This window comes from Micromonospora sp. NPDC049366, from assembly GCF_044466625.1.
GTDB lineage: Bacteria > Actinomycetota > Actinomycetes > Mycobacteriales > Micromonosporaceae > Micromonospora.
In genome coordinates this window covers 1-21,394 of sequence record NZ_JBITMV010000040.1, presented here as the reverse complement: position 1 = coordinate 21,394, position 21,394 = coordinate 1, and the positions used below count along the sequence as shown (strand labels likewise).

The window sequence follows — 21,394 nt, the reverse complement described above, 5'->3', positions numbered from 1 at the left end:
TCCGCGCGTACTCGACCTCGGTCAGTTCAAACCGCCCACTCACGACAGACGTGGATAGCCGAATCTGCACCCAAGATCCAGGAGACACGCCCTAGGTAACAGCCCCCAACGCCTCGCCCGGTCTCCTTCACACGGGCTTCCCGCGCGGAAGCCTCTGCCGGTTGAACGTTCAGCAGACTGGCGCGGGCACCGGTCTCATCGGGAACCGTCCCAGTAGCCGGTCCGCATGAAACGCTCCAAGCGCAGCGTGGGCTCGGTAAGGTCCCAGCGCTTCCCGGCGACCCACTCGTCGTCGTAGTAGGAGCGACGGTACGGCTCGGCACCATCGGCCGCCACGATGACCACCGCACCCGACTCGCCCGCCTGACTCAGGCGGTTCATCAGGTGACACGCGCCCCACAGGCAGGCGCCGGTGGACGGTCCGGCGGCCACGCCGCCTGCCCGGGCGAGAAATCGCATGGCGGCCACGCTCGAGGCGTCTGGTACCGGGATGATCAGATCGACGACGTCCGGATCGAAGGCCGGCTCCATCCGCGGCCGCCCGATGCCCTCGATACGCGACGGCATCCCGGTCGCGTAGTCCCGGCACGCGGTTGCCCAGCCAGGGAAATACGCCGAATTCTCCGCGTCGACGACCGCGAGCCGGGTGGCGTGCCCGTGCCGCCGTAGGTGGCGGCCGATCGCCCGGGAGGTGGCCCCGGTGCCGGCGCCGGTCACGATCCAGGCGGGCTCCGGCTGACCCTGGGCCGCGAAGTCGCGCAGGATTTCGTCGGGCAGGCCGGGCACGCCGTTGTCGAGGTCGGCGTCGATGGCCGGCCCGAGCGAGGACAGGCAGTCCAGGTAGTGCCCGTTCGACTCGCCGGCCAGCCGCTCGGCGTTCTCGTACACGGCCAGCGGCGGATCGACCCGGTAGGCGGCCCCGCCATGCGCGACGATCCGGGCGATGCGGTCTGGCGACGACTTACCCGGTACGACCGCGGTGAACGGCAGCCCCAGCATCCGGGCGAAGTGCGCCTCCGCGACCGCCATGTTCCCGCTGGTCGCCTCCACCAGCGGCGTCCCCCGCTGGATGACCCCGCGGGAGAGGGCGTGCAGGAAGAGGCTGCGCGCGAAACGGTATTTGACACTGCCCGTGGGGCGCACCGACTCGTCCTTCACAAACATCGCCACAGACGAATCACCGGCAGGGGAGAATCGAATCAGGGGCGTCGCCTTCTCGACCGTCCTATCGGCTTCGAGAATAGCCGTGGCTCGGCGGCCCCAATCGTCTCTCGAGAACTCCGGAGGAAGACCCGTCAGCGCCATCCGAATCCCATCAGCGCCTGCAGGATGAAACGTCCGACAACTGCGTGAGTCGATCCCGGACCGAACTCACCAGGACGCCGCCGCCCGCCTCGTCCCGCCGCAGCTTGCCGCGCTTGACAAGATCGTGGACGCCCTGCCGAGTGATGCCGAGCATCGCACTCGCCACCGCCAGCGAGACCGCCTCGGCGGCCGGATGGCCGACCCGGCGCGCCACGAGCGCCCCGAACGGCGTACGCCACCACTCGAACGGCGGCGCGAAGACGTCACCGGACTGGTAGATCTCGGCGACCAAGCGCCTGGCGGTCTCCGCGGCGAGCCGTTCGTCCGGGCCGAGCACCTGCGCCGCCCACACCTCGGCGGCGATCTGCAGCCGAGCGCGGAGCGCCTCGGACGCGGGCGGGTCGTCGCCGTCCATCCCCAGCAGCCGGTCCAGCGGATCGAGCAGACGCGCCCCGACGTCACGCACGAGCTGACGGACGATGGCCACGTGAACTGCGGTCGACACCTCGCCCCACACGGGCCTGCCGTCCACGAGGCCGTGGTCACCTGTCGGTTCGCCGTTCATCGGTGCACCTCCGCCCTCACGCCCCAGCCTAGCAGGCCCTTGACATCAGCTGTAAAGCAGCGAGCCCGCGCGCTGATTGTCGAGAATGAACTATTCAACCCTTTTTCATCGTGACGGTGCGGGTCACGGCAGGTGGAACCCTGGCGCGCCAGTGCCGCGGCGCCCGCCGCGTCGGCTATGAAATCGCTGTCCGGATGCCGGAGCACAGTGATAGAAAGCCGCGGTGCATGACCTTCTCACGTTCTCTGATCATCTGCGGCTGATCGACGAACGGTCGACCGCCTTCCGCGCCGCGGTCGCTGCGGCGCCCAGCCTCGACATGCCGGTGCCGACCCATCCCGGGCGGACGCTGTTCGATCTCGTGCAACACGTGGGCGTGGGCCGCCGCAAGTCGGCCGCCATCGTCGCCGCAGGACCTGCGGACGCGCCCCCGGAGAAGTCCGCTTGGGAGGACGGCACGGGTGCGCCTCGGGAACGCGAGGCTCTCCTGGCCTGGTGGACCGAGTCCGTCGAGCGACTGACGAGCGCGCTGCGCGAGGCCGGCCCAGACCGCGGTTGTTGGACGTGGTGGGGTGACTCGCAGTCACCGCAAACCTCCGGTGCATGGGCTCGGCGCCAGGTCGCCGAGATCGCGGTGCACACCTACGACGTCCAACTCACCATGGGAAACCCGGAGCCGCTGCCGGACGAGGTCGCCCTCGACGGTTTCGACGACTGCCAGTTCACCCTCTGCTCGACGGATGTCGCCTGGCCGCACGAACCCGCCGTCGTCGAGTACTACGCCACCGAGGGCCGCTCGTGACGCCTTCGGCTGTCCCGCGACGGCGCCTGGGCCACCCGCCTCGGCGGGCCGGCTGCCAGCGATGACCCGGACACGGTCGACGTCTCCGCCCGGGGCACGGCCAGTGACCTGGTCCTGTTCTTCTACGGCCGCATACCGCCGGATTCTCCGAAGCTGGAGCTGGACGGCGATCGTCGCATCTTCGACCAGCTCATCGCCTGGGACCCGTCCGTGTAACAACGATCCCTCTTATCCTGCGTAGGCCGCGTTCTCGACGCGGTGCAGCACCAGGAACGCCTGCAGGATCGCGGTTCAGCGGGATCAGGCGGTCGTACCGGTGAAGCCCGACGGCTCAGTCACTCTCGTCGACGAACTTGTAGTAGCTCATCCGAAAGCGCTGCAGCAGGGCCCGCATGAAGTCCGGGCCGGCGTGCGGGGGCACCCGCTCCGCGCCGGCCGGCACGCCGTTGTCGTAGAAGTCCCGCGCCAGGGCACCCCACTTCGGGTCGAGGATGTCCAGCGACACCGGCTGGCCCGGTTGCCAGCGGAACTCGGCCACCCGCCGGCTGGTGTGCTGGGCGAAGGTGTACAGCGCCACCCGGGTCGGTGCCTGCTCGGTCATGCCTACCTCCTTGTCGTGCCACGGTCGTCGGTCGTCGCGGGCTAGCGGAACGCCCGCCACGCCTCGCCGGTGATCATGCCGCGGCTGCGCACCTCGTTGAAGCGGTCCATGGCGCCGGCCACCGCCTGTTCGCTGAGCCCGGTGGCGCGCAGCCGGTCGGCCAGCACGGCCGGGTCGGTGGCCTGGATCCGGGCCATCGTCTCGGGGCTGAGCTGCTGGTTGGTCAGCTGCTGGACGAAGTCCGAGCGCAGCGGTTCGGCGTTCGACTCGGGGAACGAGTAGCCGTGGTCGATGGCGACCAGGCGACCGTCGGGGCCGGTCAGGTAGTTACCCATGTGCCGGTCGGTGTTGCCGCTGATGTAGTCCAGCACCGCCATCTGCTCGCGTTCGCGGACCGTGTAGTCGGTGACGGGAAGGCCGGGGCTGGCGTCCTCCACGAACTCCTGCATCGAGCCGGGCCCGTGCGGGCCGTCCCAGGCGGCGGTCGTCGGCACCAGGTCGAAGCCGAGGTCCTCGTTGAGTCGGGCGGCGGCGACCTCCCGGGCGGCGAGCTGGTTCTCGGGGATCGTGGAGCGCACCTGGACGAACTCGTTCTCCGGCACGTTGGGCTTGTACACGCCGTGCGTGCCGTCGGTGAACGTGACGTCGTAGGCGTCGTTGACGTGCCCACCGGGGTCGAGCTCGACCATGCTCTGCACCTCCCTGCCGAGCAGTCGCAGCTCGGCCTCGCTGGCATGATCGGGCACGCCCGGCTCGGTGTGGGACCCGGCCCCCGGCGTGTCGGCGCCGTCGGGTTCGGCGGGCTCGTCGACGGGGTGCGCCGGACCGGCGTCGGGCGTCGGCTCCCCCGACGGTCCGCTCTGCGCGGGGCCGCCGGCCGGCGCGGACTCCCCGCGCGGCCCGTCGGGCACGGCCCACGGCGGTCGCTGCGGGCCGCCACCGGCGGGGTCGGGGTAGCCGCCGGGCCGCGGGGCCGGCGCGGGCAGGTCGGGGGTGTCGGCTCCGCCAGGCGTACGCCGCAGGCCGTGCAGCGCCGCACGCAGGGTGTCGAGCAGCTCGCCGAGCTTGGACAGGATGGGTCGCAGCCGTTGGATGCTGCGGCCCAGGGCGAGCAGCAGCCCGCCGATCTTCGCGGCCCACTTGGCGACCAGCGCGGAGACCTGCGTGGCCACCCACGGGGTCGCCGCGCCCAGGGTGAGGCCGGCTTCGGCGAGCCACTCCCAGAGCCGGACGGCGAGGATCGAGACGAAGTCGGCGATCAGGTCCCGCACCAGCTCCCGGACCAGGGCGACGAGCAGGCCCGCGCCCTCGACGACGGTGCCGATCAGGTCGGCGGAGTCCGCCATGCCGGTGAGGTGGCGCAGGTGCTGCTCGCTGTAGCGGCGGTACGCCTCGGACGCGGGGCCGGTCCAGGTGGCGAGCTCGGTGCGCACCGCCTCGGACAGGGCGGTGGCCTGGCCGGCGACGTGCCGGGAGACGTTGTGCCAGGTCTGCGCGTACGCGGTGATCTGGTCCGGGTCGCCGGCGAGCCAGTCCAGCGCGTCGGAGAGGGGCTTGACGTGCTCGATCAGCCAGGCGACCCCCCAGGAGACGACCGACCCGATCGGGTCGACGCAGGTCACCAGCACCTCCATCGACGTGCCGACGCCGCCGATGGTCAGGTCGATCCACGACCCGCTCTCGATGCCGTTGCGCAGGTCGACGAGGCTCTCGACGATGCCGATGCCGCTGTATCCGGTGGTGGTGTCCTGCCGGGCCGCGATCAGCGGGTTCGCCGCGTCGGTGCTCATGGCCGCAACCGGTGGAAGGACGCGGACACCTTCGCCTCGGTGCGGTGGTAGGCGTCCACTGTGTCCTCGAGTGCTCGGGCGGCGCTGTGCAGCGCCTCCTGCGCCGCAGCCAGCGCCTCCACCGCCGGCTGCTGCAGGAAGTCCAGCAGGAACGGGATCGCCTGGCAGGCGGGCAGCTGCCCGTACGCGTCGGCGCCCACCCGGACGTGGGCCGCCGCGTCGTGGGCGGTGCCGACCTCGGCGGCGATCCGGCCCACCGAGCGGGCGTGCCCGGTCAACGCCGTCGCGGTGACCTCGAAGCCGCGTGCCTCAGCGCCCACGGCCACCCCAGCCGCCGTACCCGGGATCGTCATCCTCGGGCACCTCGGGGAAGCGTGTCGCGTAGCTGCCGACGACGGCCCGGGCGGTCTCGGAGTCGGCGCCGACGGTCTCCGCCGCGGCCTCCGCGACCTGCGCGGCGAGCCGGCCCTGCGCCTGTCGCATCACCGCCAGCACCGCGGCGGCGATCTCGTCCGCCCGCCAGTGCAGCACCCGGTCGTCGAGCACCAGGTCGGTCATGGCGCCGGTCGAGGCGACGGTCACCCGCACCGCGCCGTGCGCGCCCTCGGCGGTCGCCGACATCGACGCCACCCGGTCCGACAGCGCCTGCGTCTTGGCGGCCTGCGCGGAGATGCCCGCCGCCCAGGACGCCACGAACTCCTCGGTGGACGCGCCGAACTCCCCCATCGGAAACTCCGCCATCAAACCTCCCCCGTGTGACGGCCGCCGGGCCGCCGCCAACGAACGGCGCAGGCGGCCGGTCGAGTCACCGTACGTCATCGCTCTTCGGACGGTCAGCCCCGTGTCGCCGGTCAGACCCGTCGCGGTGGTGGCCACGGCAGCATCCCCCGCGTGCGGGCCCCGCTACCGGGTCAACCGATCGCGACGCTGTCCACGTCCGGCGCCGGGTCCGCCTCCTGATAGAACGTCAGCTCCACCGGGCCGGCCGGCAGGTAGGTGGAGAACGAGAAGGTCGCCGGGATCTCCCAGTCGCCCCCGCCGCTGACCCAGTGGACCATCGGGGCGGCGTTGTTCACGCGGATCAGCAGAGACCGGCGGCCGTCGCTTTCATACGTGACGGTCACCGTGCGCACCCCCGCGACCGGCATCGTCGCGCGTACGACCAGCTGGTTGGGTCCGCCGATGTAGCGCACCCGCGCGCCCGCGTCGCACCGCCCGCACGCGACCACCTGGGCGCCGCCCCGCAGCTCGTTGCGGGGATCCTCGGCCTGGATGAGCATCGGGGTGAACGGCTGGGTCGGGCGGGTGGAGGTCGGGGCGGCACGGGTCACCACCGGAGTGACGGTGGCCGTCGGACGGATCGTGGTGGAGACGGTGGGCGAGGGTGTGCCGCCGGGTGACGGCGTCGGGGTCGGCGTGGCGCTCGTGCCCGGCGACGGGGCGACGGGGGTCGGCGTCCCGGGCTGCACCCCGCCCGGACTCGTCGTCAGCTCGGCCGGCTGATCGGCGCCGGGCCAGGCTGGCGCCCCCTTCTGCTGCCACGGCACCGCGGATCGCGGGCCGACGCCGATGAGCAGTACCAGTGCCGCACCGAGCAGGCTGGCTACCAGCAGCCACCGCTCGCGCGTCCCCAGCCGGCTGGTCCGCGCCCGTCGGAAGCCACGGTACCGATCAATCTCGTGATCGTCCGGGTCGTCCGGGAACGCGTCGACCGGCTCCGCCTCGTGCCCCGGCTGGCCTTCCGGGTTGACGACCTCGGTGCCCATTGCTCCCCTCGACAGCAGATCCGTTCGCTGACTCGGTGGGTACGACGGGGCTCCCGGCTGCCGGGTTCAATCGGGTTGGCTGACGTTCAGCAGAGCGCGCGCAGGCCGTCGAGCACCCGCAGGAGAATGTCGGGGTCGGCGGACTCGTCGAGACGGTGGCTGTGCACGCTCAGCTGCCCGCCGGTCAGCAGATCTCCGACGAGGACCCGCGTCACGCCCAGGTGCAGTCGCAGTTGAGCGGAGATCTCCGCCAGGGAGAGCGGCTCGGCGCAGATCGTCAGGATGCTGCGCTGCTCCGGGGTCAGCGCCGACAGCGGCGACGCCTCCCCCGGCGGCCCCGGGGACGCGCGTACCACCTGGGTCTCCAGGCTGATCGTCCGGTCCGCCTCCGCCACCCGTCCGGTGGTCAGGACGAAGGGGCGCAGGGCCGAGGCGGGCGTCGACCCGGGCGTCGGTGGCAGTGCTCGGGCGTCGGGCGTCGGCGTCCGCAGATAGGGGCGGAGCCGGGCGGACCACGGTGTGTCCGTGTCCGCCCCGCTCCCGGCGTTGCTCTGACTCACCGCACCCCGTCGGTCTGCACGGCGTTCTTCAGCTCCGCGATGAGCTGCGGCGTCAGGGCGCTTCCCGCCCGGGTGGCGAAGAGCGTCATCTCGTACGCCACCGTCCCGAGGTTCGCGGAGCGTTCGGCGATGACACCGAGCATCGATCCGGCGCTGACCGAGGTGACCAACAGGTAGCCGTCGGTCAGGTCGACGATGATCCGGTTGAGCGTGCCCAGCGACCGCCAGGAACCGGCGCTCATGGCCATGCTGGTCATCCCCGCGGTCAGCGCGGAGAGCCGTTCGGCGTCAGCCCGGTCCTTGATGGCCGACATCGCCATCAGCAGGCCGTCGGAGGAGACGGCGACGGCCTCCCGGACTCCGGCGGTGCTGGTGGTGAAGGAGTCGAGCAGCCAGTTGAACGTCTTCGCCTCGGGGCTCAACTCGACGGCGACGCCGTGCGGGTCGAACGCGGGGCGGTCCGGGACGGTTGATGCGTTCATGGTGCGGAACCCTCTCTGTCGCTGGGCATGGATGCGCTCCCATCCAGGGCACGGCGCACACCGGCCTCGAACTGCAGGAGCTGGTCACGAACGTGAGCCGGGTCCTCGGCCGGACGGACTGCGGGGGTCGCGGGCGAAGGTGGCGCGGCCGCGGCCAGGCTTGCGCCCGGGATGCGTTGCGTCAGCCCCGGCCCGGTCGACGTCTGTCGCTCCGGGATGAACGCGTTCCACCTGGGCCCGTCGGTGAGCAGCCGGCTGGCACGCTCGAACAGCGCGGAGTCGACGGCCAGGTCCACCGGGACCAGCCGCTGGGCGGTCTGCTCGGCGTGGGTGGACGCCGAGGGTCCAGCCGGCTCATCAGACTGCGGGGCCGGTGCTGGCGGTAGCGCCGAGTCGACGGAGTGCGGCGTGGGCGCGTCGACCAGGTCGTCGACGCCGACGACCAGGTCCGCGGTCACGCCTCCGCCCGGAGTCGGGGACAACCGCACCTGCCAGCCGTGTCGCCGCGTCAGCCGGCCGACGACGAAGAGCCCCAGGAACTCGGTCGGTGCCAGTTCGAGCCGTTCCCGCCGTACGAAGCGGGCGTTCTCCTCGGCGAGCCGCTGCGGCGGCATGCCGATGCCATGATCGATCACGGAGATGCAGACCCCGGCCGGCTCCCAGCGGGCCACGACGGTGACCCGGGTGTGCGGTGGGGAGAAGCTCGTGGCGTTCTCCATCAGCTCCGCGAAGACGAGCACCAGGTCACCGATCACAGCGGGCGAGACCAGCACGTCGCTGTCGACCCGCACGTCGACCCGGCCGTAATTCTCGATCTCGCCGAGGGCGAGCCGAGCCACGTCACCCAGCGGCAACGGGGCCATGTGACCCTCGGAGCTGTCCGAGCCGGAGAGGACGACCAGGCTGCTGGCGTTGCGACGCAGGCGACTGGAGATGTGGTCGAGCTGGTACAGGTCCCGCAGCCGGGCGGGATCGCTCTCCTGCTGCTCCAGCCGGTCGATGAGCGCGATCTGCCGGCCGACAAGGTTCTGGGTACGACGGCCGATGTGCCCGAACATCTGTGCCACGTTGCGTCGACTCGCCGTCTGCCGCTCCACCAGCTGCGCCGCGGTGTGCTGGACCCGGTCGAAGGCGCGCGCCAGGTCACCGATCTCGTCCCGGCTGCTCACGTCGACGTGGTCGAGGCGCACCGGGTGCGCCGCCTCGGTCTCGTCGTCGGCGATCCGTTTCAGGTCCGCCGCGGCGACCCGCGCCACCCGGTGCGCGGAGTGGGTCAGCCGGGTGAGCGGCAGCGCCACCATCCGCGCCGTCGCCACACTCAGGGACATCACCAGCAGGAGCACGCCGAGCACCAGCGCGGCGACGGTGAGCGCTCCGGTGAGGGCACGACGTTGCAGGGCGGTGACCTCGGAGAGGATGTCCGCGACGAGCTTCTTCGTCACGAACTGGCCGAGCGTGCCGAGCGACGACACGGCCGGGAAGATCATGGCGACGGAGAGCCCCTTGACGGCTTGTCCCGGGTCGACCGGGCCCAGGGCCAGGAAGTCACGGCCGGTCCGGGCGATCGCGCCGACACTGATCAGCCGGTGCAGTGAACCCTGCTCGACCGTGGCGAAGGCGTGGAAACGTTCGAGGGCCACCTGCAACGCCGACATCGTCGCGATGTAGCGCATGTTCGCGGTCCGGCTCTGCCCCGCGGTGACCAGGACGAGCAGCGTACCCGCGGCGTTGATCTGCTCATCGGTGCGCAGCACCGCGTCGAGGGCGACCAGCTGACGCCCGGCCGGCGTCGCGGTGTCCACGTCGTCCAGCGTTCGCGGCGCGTCGATGAGGGACGTGATCACCTCCGTGAAAACGGTCATCACCGCGTCCGGGCTGACGCGATGGGCGAGCACCGCGGACCTCGTGGCGTTCAGCCGTTGGGCCCCGGCCAGCAGGGTGACGATCGGCTTGGGCAGATCGGCGGCGGGACGCGTCCGCAGGTCGGCGATCCGGTCGGACACCACCGTCGACTGCCGCACGAGGGTGCCCCGCTCGGTGACGCCGAGCAGATACCCGACCGAGAGGAGCCGCTCTTCCTGCAGCTCCTGCACCACCCCGCTGACCGTCTCGGCCGTGCGCGCCGCGTGGGCGCTGCGGTCCGCCCGAGCGGCGACGTGGACGCGTTCGGCGAGCACGGGCACGGCGAGCGCGGACATGCTCAGCAGCGGAACGACGAGCAGGACGGCCAGTTTGCCGCGGATGCGCAGCCTACCGAGGAGCATCGACGGGTCCTGTTCCGGCGGCGCCGTCGAGGGCGGCGTCCCTGTCGTGGCCGGCCGGCGCGGCCGCCCCGTCGGCCGGTCGACGCTGCGCCGATGCGGCGCCTCGGCCCGGCCCGGCGTCACCCCGTTGCGCGAGCGGAGCGAGAAGCGCGGTGCCCACGGCGGCGAGCGCGAGCAGCGCGGCCAGACCGGCCATGCCCAGGACGAGTCGGTGCCGGCCGACGAGGTGCTCTTCCCGGGCGGCGAGCTGCCCGTCCAGGTCGGCGACGATGAGATCGGCGAGCTTCACCGCGGCGGCCTGAGCCATCCGCCGGGCGGTGGCGAGGCTCGCGGCGTCGACGGTGAGCTGCCGCCCGGTGGCGCCGGCGCCGCCGGCGGCCGGGGCGGTGCTGAACCGCAGGCTGGCCCCCAGGGTCTCCAACGCCTGCTGGAGGGCGTCGATCTCGTCGGGCACCTGACCGCTCAGATCGCTGTGTTCGGTCTCCGCGGCGAGCAGGTCGTCGATCAGGTCCCGGCCGGATGTATGTGCGCCCGCGCGGGCGGCGCCGAGCTGCGCGACGGCCCGGTCGCGCTCCACCCCGTTGCTGAGCGCGGTGACAGCGGCGAGGTCGGCCACCCGGCCGAAGTTCACCAGCGTATCCGGCAGCTCAGCGGTCAACGCGTTCTGCAGATGGTAGGAGCCGCTCTCCGGGTCTCGGGCGAGCCCGGAGACCTTCCGCACCTTCGCGTAGAGCTCCAGCAGCAGCTCGCCTGCCTCGCCGTACGCGACCATGGCCTCCTGGGCGGAGGCGGGCCGCTGCTGGACGAGCGTCCCGATCTTCGCCTGGAGCCCGCCCCACCGCTCCTGCGCCAACAGCTCGGCGCCGATGCGGGCGTCGATCGCGGCCATCGCTGCGGCCGCCTCGTCGAGCGGTCCGGCCGGGACCGGCGTTCCGGTCACGGCGGCGGACTGCGCATCCACCAACGCCACGGTGACCTGGTTGAGAGCCCGCAGATACTCGACGCCGTGCCGTTCGCCCCGGACCAGCACCAGGTCCTCGTCGACGGTCGAGCGGGCCTGTAGGAGCAGGACCGCGATCGGCGCCAGCAGCAGGACGGCGAACAACGGGGGAAGGCTTCTGCTGAAGGCGGACGCCCAACGTCGACGTGGCCGGGAAGGTGGTGTTTTCGTCAATGGATTCTGGGTCGACACTGAGGTTCGCTTGCTCCGGTGTTAACGGCTACTCGGGTAGCCGAGGATGGGCTTATGTAATACCGAACCGACATGTGGGGCCGGTAAGCAGGGAGTTTCCAAGGCATGACACCCGGCCCACCCGACAGCGGGCGATTCTTGAGCGCCCCGAGGAGAACGGCCCGGTCCCGGCCATCACGTTTTCGACCGCACCGATAAAGCGCGGACGAAACGAACCGCGAGCGCCGAATGCGGCTCTTCGAGATCTTCGCACCGAGCTGAGACCGCGACGGGGCAGGCACGCTCACCGGCGGGGCAGCCGGGCACCTCATGCGGAGACAAGCATCAGGAGTTGCTTGATCTGCTCGGTGTAGGACTGGTGGACGCGGCTGGCCAGCTCCTTCACCTGCGGGTTGGCCCCGCCGCCCAGCTCCGTCTTCGCCATCTCGACGGCGTTGTGCTGGTGAGCGATCAGCAGGTTGAGGAAGGTCGTGCGGAACTGGTCGTCAGCCGCGGCCCGCAGCGAAGCCTGCGCGTCCACGCCGGAGATCGGCAACGCGCCGTGGTCGGCATGCATGGTCGCGGCGTGGTCGACGGTCACCGGCTTACCCCAGCCGGTGAGCCAACCCGTTATCGTCCTCAACTCCGTGGCCTGGGTTGCTTCCATCGCGTCGGCCAGCATCCTGACGTCCTCGCCGGTCGCGCGACTGCGCCCGGCCTTCATCAGCTCCAGACCTTGATCGTGGTGATCCACCATCATCTGCAGGAACGCGACGTCGGTGTCGTTGTACGTACCGTCGGCCACCGCCGTGGCATCAGGGGCCGGCGCCGGTGGCTCGGACTCAGCCGTACAGCCGGCCAGGCGAGCGACTGTGGCGGCAGCCGCGCTGGTCGCGTGTTGCGCGGTCAGCACCCAGTTGAACGTCACCGAGGTGCCGACCGGGGTCGCCGGCCAGCCACGGAAGTCGTCGTTCAGCTCCGCGACGTCAGCCCGGCCGGCGTTGCAGGTGCTCTGACCCTGCGGGCCCGCGACGCTCTGCGGCTCGTACTGGATCTGACCGCACCCGGCGACCCGGCCGGACGCGCAGAGCGCCTGTCGGCTCGGCGGCGACGAGATGTAACCGTGGGCGGAGGCCGGCGAGGCAACCGCCAGCGACGTGGCCACGACGCCGAGGGTCGCCAGTGGATAGGCGAGCATTCTGCGCACCGATCAAACTCCGTTTCAGTCGGAAGTGCGATTAACGGGAGCTTCGACTAGCAATGGGCGGGGCAAGATCATCGCGGACCACATCAACAACGTCCCCACAAACCGCTCGGAGCAATTCGACGGACGTGGCACCAGGCCGTCCTTCCCCAGGCTCCTGCCCGGGGAAGGACGGCCGGTCAACGGGCGACTGGCGGCTCCAGGAGAGGCGAGCGATCAGTTCCTGTCGGCGTACCACCACCACGCTGCCGTGGTGCCCTTCGTGTAGACCTTCCAACCCGGGTCGTCCGAGGAGCTGGCTACAAAAGCGCCCATTCGGAAGGACGCCCCAGAGTTATAGACGCCGTTCACACCGATCTGATACGTACTGGTCGGGATATCGGTCTTGACGCAGGCACCCGGAACAGCAAGCACGGAGGTCGAATACCGCGAGCCCTCGAATGACAGGTAGGCCGCGTAGTTGCCCTGGGCGCAGATCTGCACACGCCCCTTGCCCATCGCCGCAGCGGCCGGCCCGGTCGTTACGGCGAGCGTCGCCGCCGTGAGCATCCCCGCGGCGGCCACACCCGCTGCCGCCCTCTTGACAGTCTGACTGATACCCATGACGGCCTCTCTGTTCGAACACCTGGTACCACCGGACACCTGCCGCGACGCGGCAGCCATGCCGGGGGCGTGCCGTGACTCTCGACACCCCGGACTACACGACGCGCACGTCTTCGCTCCAGTTCAAAAGGGAGCGAGCCTTTCCGTGTGCGGGCTGGCCTCTGCCTTCGCCGGACCCGGCGACTGGTTCCGTCGCACAGCGATACGCCGGCGTGCGCAACCGCGGAGCAGGGTCGGACCCTGTATGACCTGAGACGGGATCTGGTGCCCGGACGCCCCACCGCGCCGTGCACGCTCAACAGCGCGGGACGTCAACACCTGGCTCGACGGCCTGCTGCCGGTCTCCCTGGAACACAGCGGCATCGCGCGGCCACCCGTCGCGGTCGCGGGCGACGGCAGGCTGGTCACCGCCGGGGCTACGGCCACGCCGACACCGGTGACGGTGACACCGGAGCCGACGCCGTACCGGTCGATCCCGAGCAACTCCCTGCTGGGCTACCAGCCGGAGCAGCTGCGTGACCGGATGTCCGACGGATACGACAACGCCGCCGCCCCCGCCGCCCCGTTCGAGATCGTCGGGACTCCGCCGCCGCGTCGCGCAGTGCGGTGGCGTACACGGCACGCTTCATGCTCGCCCAGACGGGCGAGCCGGTGGGCGCCGAGCCCCTGATGGACCGGCCGACCCGCGAGCTGATGCACGCCCCCGGTAGGCAGCGGGCGAGATCGACGGATCTCGCCCGCTCCCGACTCTGTGGCGCGCCTCCGGGCGCCTCGGAGTGCCTACGCCCGCTTACGCACCGTCAACACGGTCAGCCCCGGGCCGCCGGACACGTCGCGGTGGCGGTGGGAACAGGCGCGCGGCCGGCAGGTCAGCGGCGACCGCACGCGATGGCTGATCCAGCGCGCGGCCGGCGGCGAGGGCCTCGCCGATGTCGAGACCTGCGCGGGTGAGGCCGGTCTGCTGGGGCGGCGTGTGCCCGCGGGTTCGCCGCGTCAGCCGACCTGGCTGTTGTCCTTGAGCGCACCCCAGCCGTGCCAGCGGTCGATCTCGATCAGGGCGCTGACCCGGGCACGTTCCCGTCGCGGGTACGCCTGCCCCGTGTAGTGCCGCGACAGCCGGTCGATGTCGGCGAGGCCCTCGTCCGGGCGCAGCTCGGCGACGCGCCCGATGATGCTGACGTGCGTGTACCAGCCGGCCTCGTCCAACACGCTCAGGGACACCCGCGGGTCATTGCGGACGTGCTCCAGCCGACGGCGGCTCTCATCCATGTTCACCAGGATCCGACCGTCGTCCCACAGGTACCAGGTGGGGGCAGACACCGGCTGACCACCGCCGCGAAGCGTGGTCATGACGGCCGGGTTCGGCTTCCGCAACATCTCGATCGCGGCGTCGGGAAGCGGTGGCTTGGACATGAAGTCTCCTCCTCGGGCGGACATCCACCCTGCACGTTACGCACCGGAGGTCCCGACCGCCGCCACACGGCGGTCGCGCGGTGTCCGGTTCATGTCCGGATATCCCGGCCTCCGGACGCGGACGGGCTGCGCATGAACCGCTCCTCCTTCTGATCATCGAGCCGCCGCACCCGTACCCGACCCGCCGCCTGCCCGCCGTCAGACCAGGCCCGGCAGACAGGCCGGACGGCGTCTCCACCACCACCGTGAACGGTCCTGGCCGTGGTGCCAGCGCCCGTCGAGCGGAGCGGCACCGCCGGGCTGTGCGACGCGAGTCACAGCGGCATTCCTCGTCGCAACATTTTCCGAGGAAATATCTTCTGAGGAAGATTGTTGCTACCCCCGGGACGGATAACCGCCCCGACGGGACACCGAAGGAGGACGCAGTGCCGGCATCCACGAGCCACCTACGGGGGCTGCTCCGACGCGCCCGCGGTGTGCACCAGCCCGTACCAGAGCAGAGAAGGGAACCTGTCATGTTCGACGTCGCCAACGTCAAGGCCGCGCCCAGTCCGGACCTGTTGACTCCGGACAACTCGGTGATGCTGTTCGTCGACCACCAACCGCAGATGTTCTTCGGGACCGGCAGCGGCGACCGCAACGCGATCATCAACGCCACCGTGGGTCTCGCGAAGGCAGCGAAGGCGTTCAACGTGCCGGTGGTGCTGACCACGGTGGCCGCCGAGTCGTTCTCCGGCCCGATCCTGCCGCAGCTGGCCGAGGTCTTTCCGGGTCAGGAGATCATCGACCGCAGCACGATGAACGCCTGGGAGGACAGCGCGGTCGTCGAGGCGATCAAGGCCACCGGCCGCAAGAAGATCATCATCTCGGGTCTGTGGACCGAGGTGTGCATCGTGCTTCCGGTGCTGTCCGCGCTCGGCCAGGGCTACGAGGTGTACGTGGTGGCCGACGCGTCCGGCGGGGTCACCCCGCAGGCACACGAGCACGCCATCCAGCGCATGATCAAGGCCGGCGCGGTGCCGGTGACCTGGATTCAGGTGCTGCTTGAGCTGCAGCGTGACTGGGCCCGCGCCGAGACCTACCTGCCGGTCATGGACATCGTCAAGGAGCACGGCGGCGCCTACGGCCTCGGCGTGGTCTACGCCCAGTCCGTCATCGGCGCCCACGCGGCCGGCTGAGTCCGCAGCCGCCCAGCCCAGGGCGCATCTGCCCGGGGCTGGACGACGGCCCCCGCACGGCGAGGTCCGGCTCACGCCGGACCTCGCCGTGGGAGCAGCCGGACCGAATCCAGGCAAGGGAAACGACAGTGAACCACAGCCAACCGTCGACCCCGCGTACGTCGGCCGGTCGTGAGCCGCTCCTGCCGGCTCTGATGACCGCGACGGGCGTCAGCGGTGTCATCGACGCCGTCAGCTATATCGGTCTGGGACACGTTTTCACCGCGAACATGACCGGCAACGTGGTCATTCTCGGCTTCGCCGCCGCCGGCACGCCCGGCTTCTCGACGCTCGGCTCGCTGGTGTCACTGGCCGCTTTCCTGGTCGGGGCGGGGATCGCCGGGCGCCTGGACGTGGCCATGGGCGGCGGTGCGTCGCATCGTCGGCTTCGGTGGGTCCTGGTCTCCGAAATGGTCCTGCTGGCCACGGCGACCGCGGTCGCCTTCGCCACGAGCCAGGCGGTGACCGCGCTCATCGCGCTGACCGCGCTGGCCATGGGGCTGCGCAACGGGACGGTACGCAAGCTGGCCGTGCCGGACGTGACCACGACGGTGCTGACCCTCACGTTGACCGGGCTGGCGTCCGACTCGCGGCCGGCGGGCGGCACCAATCCGCGTGCGGGTCGTCGACTGGCCTCCGTGCTGGCCATGCTGGCCGGCGCCTTCGGGGGCGCCGTGCTCGTACGGCACGTGGGCCTTGGCTGGCCCCTGCTGGCCAGCACGATCGGCACCGGCATCGCGGCCCTGCTCGTACCCCGCCGCGCGACCTCGACCTGACGCAGTCCCGATCGGGCCCGCACTCGGTCGCGATCGTCGCGGCCGCACCACCCCTCATTCCGCCTCTCAACGCTACGCGCTTACTGGAGATGATTCTCATGGCTACTATGCCGGTGGCAGGGCTGCCTCCTGTCAGCACCAACCACGTCGCCGATGTCGTCGTCCGCAACGCCAAGATCTACACCGGTGATCCGGCTCGCCCGCAGGCCAGCGCGGTCGCCATCAAGGACGGCAAGGTCACCCTGGTGGGCGACGACGCCGACGTCGCCGGTCTGATCAGCACCCAGACCCGGGTGGTCGACGCGCTGGGACGCCGGGTCATCCCCGGCCTGAACGACTCGCACCTGCACGTGATCCGCGGCGGCCTGAACTATGTGCTGGAACTGCGCTGGGACGGTGTGCCCACGCTGCGCCAGGCGCTGGCGATGCTGCGCGAGCAGGCCGCGCGCACCCCGAAGGGGCAGTGGGTGCGGGTGGTCGGCGGATGGTCGGCCGACCAGTTCGCCGAGAAGCGCCTGCCCACCCTGGCCGAGCTCAACGCGGCCGCGCCGGACACCCCGGTGTTCGTGCTGCACCTGTACCAGTCCGCGCTGATGAACAGGGCGGCACTGCGGGCGGCCGGCTACACCAAGGCCACCCCCGACCCCAGGGGCGGGCAGATCGTGCGCGGCCGTAACGGGGAGCCGACCGGGATGCTCCTGGCCGCGCCGAGCGCACTGATCCTGTACTCCACCCTCGCCGCCGCACCGACCCTGCAGGGCGAGGACCTGAAGAACTCCACCCGGCACTTCCTGCGCGAACTGAACCGGTTCGGCCTCACCTCCGCCATCGACGCGGCCGGGGGCTTCCAGAACTTCCCCGACAACTACAGCACCGTCATCGACCTGGCCCGAGCCGGCCAGCTGTCGTTGCGCATCTCCTACCACCTCTTCCCGCAGACGCCGGGACAGGAGATCGACGACCTGCAGCGCTGGATCAGCATGGTCCGGCCGGGCGACGGCGACGAGTGGCTGCGGCTCAACGGCGCCGGGGAGAACCTGACCTGGTCGGCGGCCGACTTCGAGAACTTCACCGAGCCTCGGCCCGAACTCGCGCCCGACTACGAGGCGGGCTTCGAGAAGGCCGTGCGGCTGCTGATGGAGAACGGCTGGGGTTTCCGGCTGCACGCCACCTACGACGAGACGATCCGCCGGGACCTGGCGGTGTTCGAGAAGCTCGCCGCCGACGGGCTCTTCCCCGCCGGCAACCGCTGGCTGTTCGACCACGCGGAGACCGTCTCCCGCGACAGCCTGGACCGCATCGCCGCCCTCGGCGGCGCCATGTCCATCCAGAACCGGATGTCGTTCCAGGGCGAGGCGTTCGTACGCCGCTACGGCGCCGGCGCCGCGGCGGAGGCACCGCCGGTGCGCGCCATGCTGGACCGTGGACTGATCGTCGGCGCCGGCACGGACGCGACCAGGGTCTCCTCCTACAACCCCTGGGTGGCGCTGCACTGGCTGATCTCCGGCCGCACCGTCGGCGACCTGACGATCTATCCGCCGCAGAACCGTGTCAGCCGGGAGACCGCGTTGACCATGTACACCCAGGCCGGCGCCAAGCTCACCGGCGAGCAGGACGTCAAGGGCATCCTCAAGCCCGGCTTCTACGGTGATCTCGCCATCCTCTCCGATGACTTCTTCACCGTCCCCGAGCAGGACATCCCGCACATCGAATCGCTGCTCACCATCACCGGCGGGCGCATCGTCTACGCCGCGGCCGAGTACGAGGGCCTGGACGACGAACTGCCCACGATCAGCCCGGAGTGGAGCCCGGTGGCGCACTACGGCGGCTACCAGGCCACCGTGAAGCCCAGCATCTCGGGCGCACGCCAGGCCGAACTGCTCGGTCAGGCCGTCGCCGAGTCCGAGCAGCACCGGCAGTGGCGCGCCCAGCGTGGCTTCACCCCGGCCGCCACACCGGAAATCTTCGACACCTGCTTCGTGCTCTGACCCGCCCGCCCCGCTACCACCACCCGCCTGCACGCGATCGAGGAGATTGAGATGGACATCGGCTTGCTCATCCTGAGGTTGGTCATCGGCCTCCTCTTCGCCGGGCACGGCATCCAGAAGATCAGCCACCGCCTCGGCGGCGACGGGATCGAGGGCGGGGCGGCGGAGTTCCGGGCAGACGGGTTCCGCGGCGGGCGCCTCACGGCGGCCGCCGCGGGCCTCGGGCAGATCGGTGCGGGCCTGCTGCTCATCGCCGGGGCGCTCACCCCCGTGGCCGCGACCATCGCCGCGGGTGTGATGACCGTGGCGATCACCGTGAAATGGCGCAACGGGCTCTGGGTGCAGCACAACGGGTACGAGTACCCCCTGATCCTGCTGATCCTGCCGGCTGTGCTGGCGCTGACCGGTCCCGGCCGCTGGTCCGTCGACCAGGTCTGGGGGCTGCTTCCGTGGGCCCCGTGGTGGAGCGCCGCAGCTGTCGGGCTGGGCCTCGCCAGCGGGCTGATGACCCGCGCGATCCTCGCACGGCCTAGCCTCGATCCTGAGCCATGAGGAACATCGGCGCTCGCACTGGAGTTGAGACTGCCGTGGACAAGAAGTCGAGCAACCCCCGCAGCGCCGCTCTCGACCCGACCAGCCAGGGCGGCGAGGGCGGCGATCAGGGCATCCGGCACGACCTGCTCGACGGATGGATGCTCGTGGCGGAGGGTTTCCACGCCACGCACCAGGCCATCGTGAGCGAGGTGGCTGGGCTCTTCGACCTGGGCCAAGGCCCTGCCGAGGTGCTGCTGCGCCTGCTCACCGCCGGCAAGCACCGGATGCCGATGACCCACCTGGCACGCGAGGCCGGAATGTCCAGTGGCGGGCTCACCAAACTCGCCGACCGACTCTGCGGAGCCGGTCTGACCCGGCGCGTGGCGTGTGAGGAAGACCGTCGGGTGACCTATCTCGAACTGACCGATCAGGGCGAGGAGACTGCCGAGGCGATCGCCCGGGTCGCGACGCAGTCCCTGCGTGAGCGGGTGCTCGACACCATCGGACCCGAGGGGTTCGGCGCGCTGGCCGATACGATGCGCAAGCTCCGCGACGCCAACGAGGATTCGGGGAAGTAGCCGCAGAACGCGGACTCGGAGCCGTCCGTTCGTGGTGTCGCTGCGACACTCGGATGCCTCGTCCGTGGGATGCGGCGAGCAAGACGAGCGAGCGCAGCGCCGGCTGACCGACGCCCTCTGTCGCCGCCAAACGCGAGACTGTGCCCCTACTCGGACACTCCAGAGAAGGCCGCGCCGGTATATTTGCCGGGGTGACTGCACCCTCCCCCAGCACCGCCAACCAGGTTCCTCCGCACGGTCCACGCCCCGCCGTGATCGGTGGTGATCGACAGCACGCTCACCGCCCAGTCTGGCTGCTGATCGGGCCGACACTCGCCGCGTCGCTAGGTGCCTTCCTGCTCGCCGTCCCGGTCGGGCCGGAATGGGTTGCGATCCAGCGGGACATGGACCTGCCAACCTCGGCAGCCCTCTGGATCTTCGTCGCTTTCCTACTGCCGGCAGCACTCGCGGTTCTGGTCGGCGCTCGGGTCGGCCGGCGGTGGCCGACTGCCGTCGCGTTGCCCGCGGTCGCGCTGCTGGTTTTCGGATCGCTGCTGACCATGCTGGCCTCGGGAAGCGGTGTGCTGCTACTCGGCCGCGCAGTGAACGGGTTCGGGGCCGGTCTGGCCTGGGGCGTCACGGCCGTGCTGGTTGCCCATATCGCGGCACGGCGCGTGTGGGTGACGGCACTCGTCGCCGGCGCGGTGGTGCTGGCGTTGGGTCTCGGGCCCGTGGCTGGGCTGCTGTTGCAGCGGGCGGTCGGTTGGCGGTGGCCTTTCATGCTGGCTCTGCCGTTCGGGGCGGTGGCGTTGCTGGCCACTGCGGTGAGCGGCATCATCGTGCTGATACTGCGCGCGTCCCGACCGGCTCAGCCTCCGGCCACGTCCAGTCAGACCCTGACCGCCCCTACAGGCCAGCCAGATGATCTCGGGACGGCCAATGAACGCGGCAGAGCAGGCAGGCTACTGCTGGTGACCGTCGACGGCGTCGAGCAGGTGACGACACCTTTCTTCGGGATGGATCTCGTGCCGGAGGTCGCCCGCCTTCTCGGCTCGGAGAACATCCGATCCACCAGGCTCGGCAACGACCTGACCTTGTGGCACGCCGAGGACAGCCCTGGTCGGGCCCGACCAGGGCAGCCCAACCCCACAGCGAGCCAGCTCGCCGCCGAGCATGGCTCGCCGCCGGTCACTGGCCCTGCCGTCATCACCGGCCCGATCGCGTACGGCAGCCCCTATCCCCTGGACCCTGATGAGGCCGACCGGATTGCGACCCGCCTGCGTTAATAGCGGGCGGGTCGGCGAGCTGCTGATTCGAGCCGGTGGCGTGGGTGGTCGACGACACCGGCTTTCCGAAGGACGGCGAGAGTTCGCCGGGTGTGGCCAGGCAGTCATCCGGCACGTTGGGCAAGGTAGCGAACTGCCAGATCGGGTGAACGTCCACGCGGTCACCGACACCGCGTCGTGCCCCCTGGACTGGCGGCTGTTTCTCCCGACGGCGTGGGACCACCACGCCGTCTACGAGGCTGATCGCCCCGAAGTTGCCGCTCGCCGGGCCCGGCGCGGGATGCAATGCACTACTAGCAGTAGCGCCACCTCAACCCGCAGCGGAGACACCGGGCTCGTGCGTCGGATCGCCCCCAGACACCGGGCTTGTGGCGAGCCCCGATCGGCCGTGCCACACGCCCTGTGCGAAACGGCTGGGGCTTGACCCCTGATCCTGGACACGGGGGTTATGCGGCCGGGGCCAGCGTAGCTGGCGCTGGCCGGGTGCTCTTCTCGTAGGTGATCGGTGAC

General features: G+C 70.9%; 22 protein-coding genes and 1 pseudogene. 9 read left to right on the top strand and 14 right to left on the bottom strand.

Translation table 11 applies throughout. From position 1 onward, the window contains the following. Positions 1-195: 195 nt before the first annotated feature. The gene (locus tag ACIBTV_RS30830) at positions 196-1,305 is read right to left on the bottom strand and encodes a PLP-dependent cysteine synthase family protein (protein ID WP_396710610.1); all 1,110 of its coding nucleotides are present in this window, start codon (positions 1,303-1,305) and stop codon (positions 196-198) included. Positions 1,306-1,315: 10 nt separating this feature from the next. After that, on the bottom strand, positions 1,316-1,870 hold the full coding sequence (locus ACIBTV_RS30825; protein ID WP_396710609.1) for a hypothetical protein: 555 nt from the start codon (positions 1,868-1,870) through the stop codon (positions 1,316-1,318). A gap of 223 nt (positions 1,871-2,093) precedes the next feature. Here ACIBTV_RS30825 and ACIBTV_RS30820 point away from each other — a divergent pair, with 223 nt between their 5' ends. After that, complete coding sequence (locus ACIBTV_RS30820; RefSeq protein ID WP_396710608.1) at positions 2,094-2,672, top strand: maleylpyruvate isomerase N-terminal domain-containing protein; 579 nt, start codon at positions 2,094-2,096, stop codon at positions 2,670-2,672. A 9-nt stretch (positions 2,673-2,681) separates the two neighbouring features. Then, positions 2,682-2,888 carry a hypothetical protein gene (locus ACIBTV_RS30815; RefSeq protein ID WP_396710614.1) on the top strand — a complete coding sequence of 69 codons (207 nt, stop codon included), beginning with the start codon at positions 2,682-2,684 and terminating at the stop codon, positions 2,886-2,888. 115 nt (positions 2,889-3,003) lie between these two features. On the opposite strand, the gene ACIBTV_RS30810 is transcribed toward ACIBTV_RS30815, so the two are convergent. The 12 genes from ACIBTV_RS30810 to ACIBTV_RS30755 all read right to left on the bottom strand — a co-directional run bounded on the left by ACIBTV_RS30810 (position 3,004) and on the right by ACIBTV_RS30755 (position 14,526). After that, positions 3,004-3,273, bottom strand: coding sequence for a hypothetical protein (locus tag ACIBTV_RS30810; RefSeq protein ID WP_396710606.1), 270 nt, complete (start codon positions 3,271-3,273; stop codon positions 3,004-3,006). 41 nt (positions 3,274-3,314) lie between these two features. Continuing rightward, positions 3,315-5,063 carry a hypothetical protein gene (locus ACIBTV_RS30805; RefSeq protein ID WP_396710604.1) on the bottom strand — a complete coding sequence of 583 codons (1,749 nt, stop codon included), beginning with the start codon at positions 5,061-5,063 and terminating at the stop codon, positions 3,315-3,317. Next, complete coding sequence (locus ACIBTV_RS30800; RefSeq protein WP_396710602.1) at positions 5,060-5,383, bottom strand: hypothetical protein; 324 nt, start codon at positions 5,381-5,383, stop codon at positions 5,060-5,062. Before ACIBTV_RS30800 ends, ACIBTV_RS30805 begins: the two co-directional genes overlap by 4 nt. After that, a complete protein-coding gene (locus ACIBTV_RS30795; protein ID WP_396710600.1) occupies positions 5,373-5,804 on the bottom strand; it encodes a YbaB/EbfC family nucleoid-associated protein in 432 nt (143 codons plus the stop codon). The genes ACIBTV_RS30800 and ACIBTV_RS30795 overlap by 11 nt, the downstream gene beginning before the upstream one ends. A gap of 170 nt (positions 5,805-5,974) precedes the next feature. Continuing rightward, positions 5,975-6,829 carry a hypothetical protein gene (locus tag ACIBTV_RS30790; protein WP_396710599.1) on the bottom strand — a complete coding sequence of 285 codons (855 nt, stop codon included), beginning with the start codon at positions 6,827-6,829 and terminating at the stop codon, positions 5,975-5,977. A gap of 86 nt (positions 6,830-6,915) precedes the next feature. After that, positions 6,916-7,389: a DUF742 domain-containing protein gene (locus ACIBTV_RS30785; protein ID WP_396710597.1), complete on the bottom strand. Its 474-nt coding sequence runs from the start codon at positions 7,387-7,389 to the stop codon at positions 6,916-6,918. Continuing rightward, on the bottom strand, positions 7,386-7,871 hold the full coding sequence (locus tag ACIBTV_RS30780; protein WP_396710595.1) for a roadblock/LC7 domain-containing protein: 486 nt from the start codon (positions 7,869-7,871) through the stop codon (positions 7,386-7,388). Before ACIBTV_RS30780 ends, ACIBTV_RS30785 begins: the two co-directional genes overlap by 4 nt. After that, entirely contained in the window at positions 7,868-10,135 is a 2,268-nt protein-coding gene (locus ACIBTV_RS30775; protein ID WP_396710593.1) for a nitrate- and nitrite sensing domain-containing protein, read from the bottom strand. Before ACIBTV_RS30775 ends, ACIBTV_RS30780 begins: the two co-directional genes overlap by 4 nt. Further along, entirely contained in the window at positions 10,122-11,240 is a 1,119-nt protein-coding gene (locus ACIBTV_RS30770; RefSeq protein ID WP_396710591.1) for a hypothetical protein, read from the bottom strand. The genes ACIBTV_RS30775 and ACIBTV_RS30770 overlap by 14 nt, the downstream gene beginning before the upstream one ends. 394 nt (positions 11,241-11,634) lie before the next feature. Continuing rightward, positions 11,635-12,504 (bottom strand): DUF305 domain-containing protein, encoded by an 870-nt coding sequence (locus ACIBTV_RS30765; RefSeq protein ID WP_396710612.1) that lies wholly within the window; start codon positions 12,502-12,504, stop codon positions 11,635-11,637. Positions 12,505-12,726: 222 nt separating this feature from the next. Further along, positions 12,727-13,113 (bottom strand): hypothetical protein, encoded by a 387-nt coding sequence (locus ACIBTV_RS30760; RefSeq protein ID WP_396710589.1) that lies wholly within the window; start codon positions 13,111-13,113, stop codon positions 12,727-12,729. 993 nt (positions 13,114-14,106) lie between these two features. Next, entirely contained in the window at positions 14,107-14,526 is a 420-nt protein-coding gene (locus tag ACIBTV_RS30755; protein WP_396710588.1) for a PPOX class F420-dependent oxidoreductase, read from the bottom strand. Positions 14,527-15,041: 515 nt separating this feature from the next. Between ACIBTV_RS30755 and ACIBTV_RS30750 the strand changes: the two genes are divergently transcribed. The 7 genes and pseudogenes from ACIBTV_RS30750 to ACIBTV_RS30720 all read left to right on the top strand — a co-directional run. Next, positions 15,042-15,704: a hydrolase gene (locus ACIBTV_RS30750; protein ID WP_396710586.1), complete on the top strand. Its 663-nt coding sequence runs from the start codon at positions 15,042-15,044 to the stop codon at positions 15,702-15,704. 128 nt (positions 15,705-15,832) lie between these two features. Beyond that, positions 15,833-16,519, top strand: a complete 687-nt coding sequence (locus ACIBTV_RS30745; protein ID WP_396710584.1) for a YoaK family protein — start codon at positions 15,833-15,835, stop codon at positions 16,517-16,519. A 113-nt stretch (positions 16,520-16,632) separates the two neighbouring features. Beyond that, a complete protein-coding gene (locus ACIBTV_RS30740; RefSeq protein ID WP_396710582.1) occupies positions 16,633-18,507 on the top strand; it encodes an amidohydrolase in 1,875 nt (624 codons plus the stop codon). A gap of 51 nt (positions 18,508-18,558) precedes the next feature. Continuing rightward, positions 18,559-19,059 (top strand): DoxX family protein, encoded by a 501-nt coding sequence (locus ACIBTV_RS30735; RefSeq protein WP_396710579.1) that lies wholly within the window; start codon positions 18,559-18,561, stop codon positions 19,057-19,059. Positions 19,060-19,094: 35 nt separating this feature from the next. Beyond that, positions 19,095-19,619, top strand: a complete 525-nt coding sequence (locus tag ACIBTV_RS30730) for a MarR family winged helix-turn-helix transcriptional regulator (protein WP_396710577.1) — start codon at positions 19,095-19,097, stop codon at positions 19,617-19,619. 191 nt (positions 19,620-19,810) lie between these two features. Continuing rightward, positions 19,811-20,884, top strand: coding sequence for an MFS transporter (locus ACIBTV_RS30725; RefSeq protein ID WP_396710575.1), 1,074 nt, complete (start codon positions 19,811-19,813; stop codon positions 20,882-20,884). A 32-nt stretch (positions 20,885-20,916) separates the two neighbouring features. Continuing rightward, positions 20,917-21,116 (top strand): annotated as a pseudogene (locus ACIBTV_RS30720) (transposase); the annotation flags it as partial. Positions 21,117-21,394 lie beyond the last annotated feature (278 nt).

Bases quoted from the DNA above. Each gene is read 5' to 3' on its own strand.
- ACIBTV_RS30830 (WP_396710610.1), bottom strand. From the start codon at position 1,305: ATGGCGCTGACGGGTCTTCCTCCGGAGTTCTCGAGAGACGATTGGGGC.
- ACIBTV_RS30825 (WP_396710609.1), bottom strand. From the start codon at position 1,870: ATGAACGGCGAACCGACAGGTGACCACGGCCTCGTGGACGGCAGGCCC.
- ACIBTV_RS30810 (WP_396710606.1), bottom strand. From the start codon at position 3,273: ATGACCGAGCAGGCACCGACCCGGGTGGCGCTGTACACCTTCGCCCAG.
- ACIBTV_RS30805 (WP_396710604.1), bottom strand. From the start codon at position 5,063: ATGAGCACCGACGCGGCGAACCCGCTGATCGCGGCCCGGCAGGACACC.
- ACIBTV_RS30795 (WP_396710600.1), bottom strand. From the start codon at position 5,804: ATGGCGGAGTTTCCGATGGGGGAGTTCGGCGCGTCCACCGAGGAGTTC.
- ACIBTV_RS30790 (WP_396710599.1), bottom strand. From the start codon at position 6,829: ATGGGCACCGAGGTCGTCAACCCGGAAGGCCAGCCGGGGCACGAGGCG.
- ACIBTV_RS30780 (WP_396710595.1), bottom strand. From the start codon at position 7,871: ATGAACGCATCAACCGTCCCGGACCGCCCCGCGTTCGACCCGCACGGC.
- ACIBTV_RS30775 (WP_396710593.1), bottom strand. From the start codon at position 10,135: ATGCTCCTCGGTAGGCTGCGCATCCGCGGCAAACTGGCCGTCCTGCTC.
- ACIBTV_RS30765 (WP_396710612.1), bottom strand. From the start codon at position 12,504: ATGCTCGCCTATCCACTGGCGACCCTCGGCGTCGTGGCCACGTCGCTG.
- ACIBTV_RS30760 (WP_396710589.1), bottom strand. From the start codon at position 13,113: ATGGGTATCAGTCAGACTGTCAAGAGGGCGGCAGCGGGTGTGGCCGCC.
- ACIBTV_RS30755 (WP_396710588.1), bottom strand. From the start codon at position 14,526: ATGTCCAAGCCACCGCTTCCCGACGCCGCGATCGAGATGTTGCGGAAG.
- ACIBTV_RS30750 (WP_396710586.1), top strand. From the start codon at position 15,042: ATGTTCGACGTCGCCAACGTCAAGGCCGCGCCCAGTCCGGACCTGTTG.
- ACIBTV_RS30735 (WP_396710579.1), top strand. From the start codon at position 18,559: ATGGACATCGGCTTGCTCATCCTGAGGTTGGTCATCGGCCTCCTCTTC.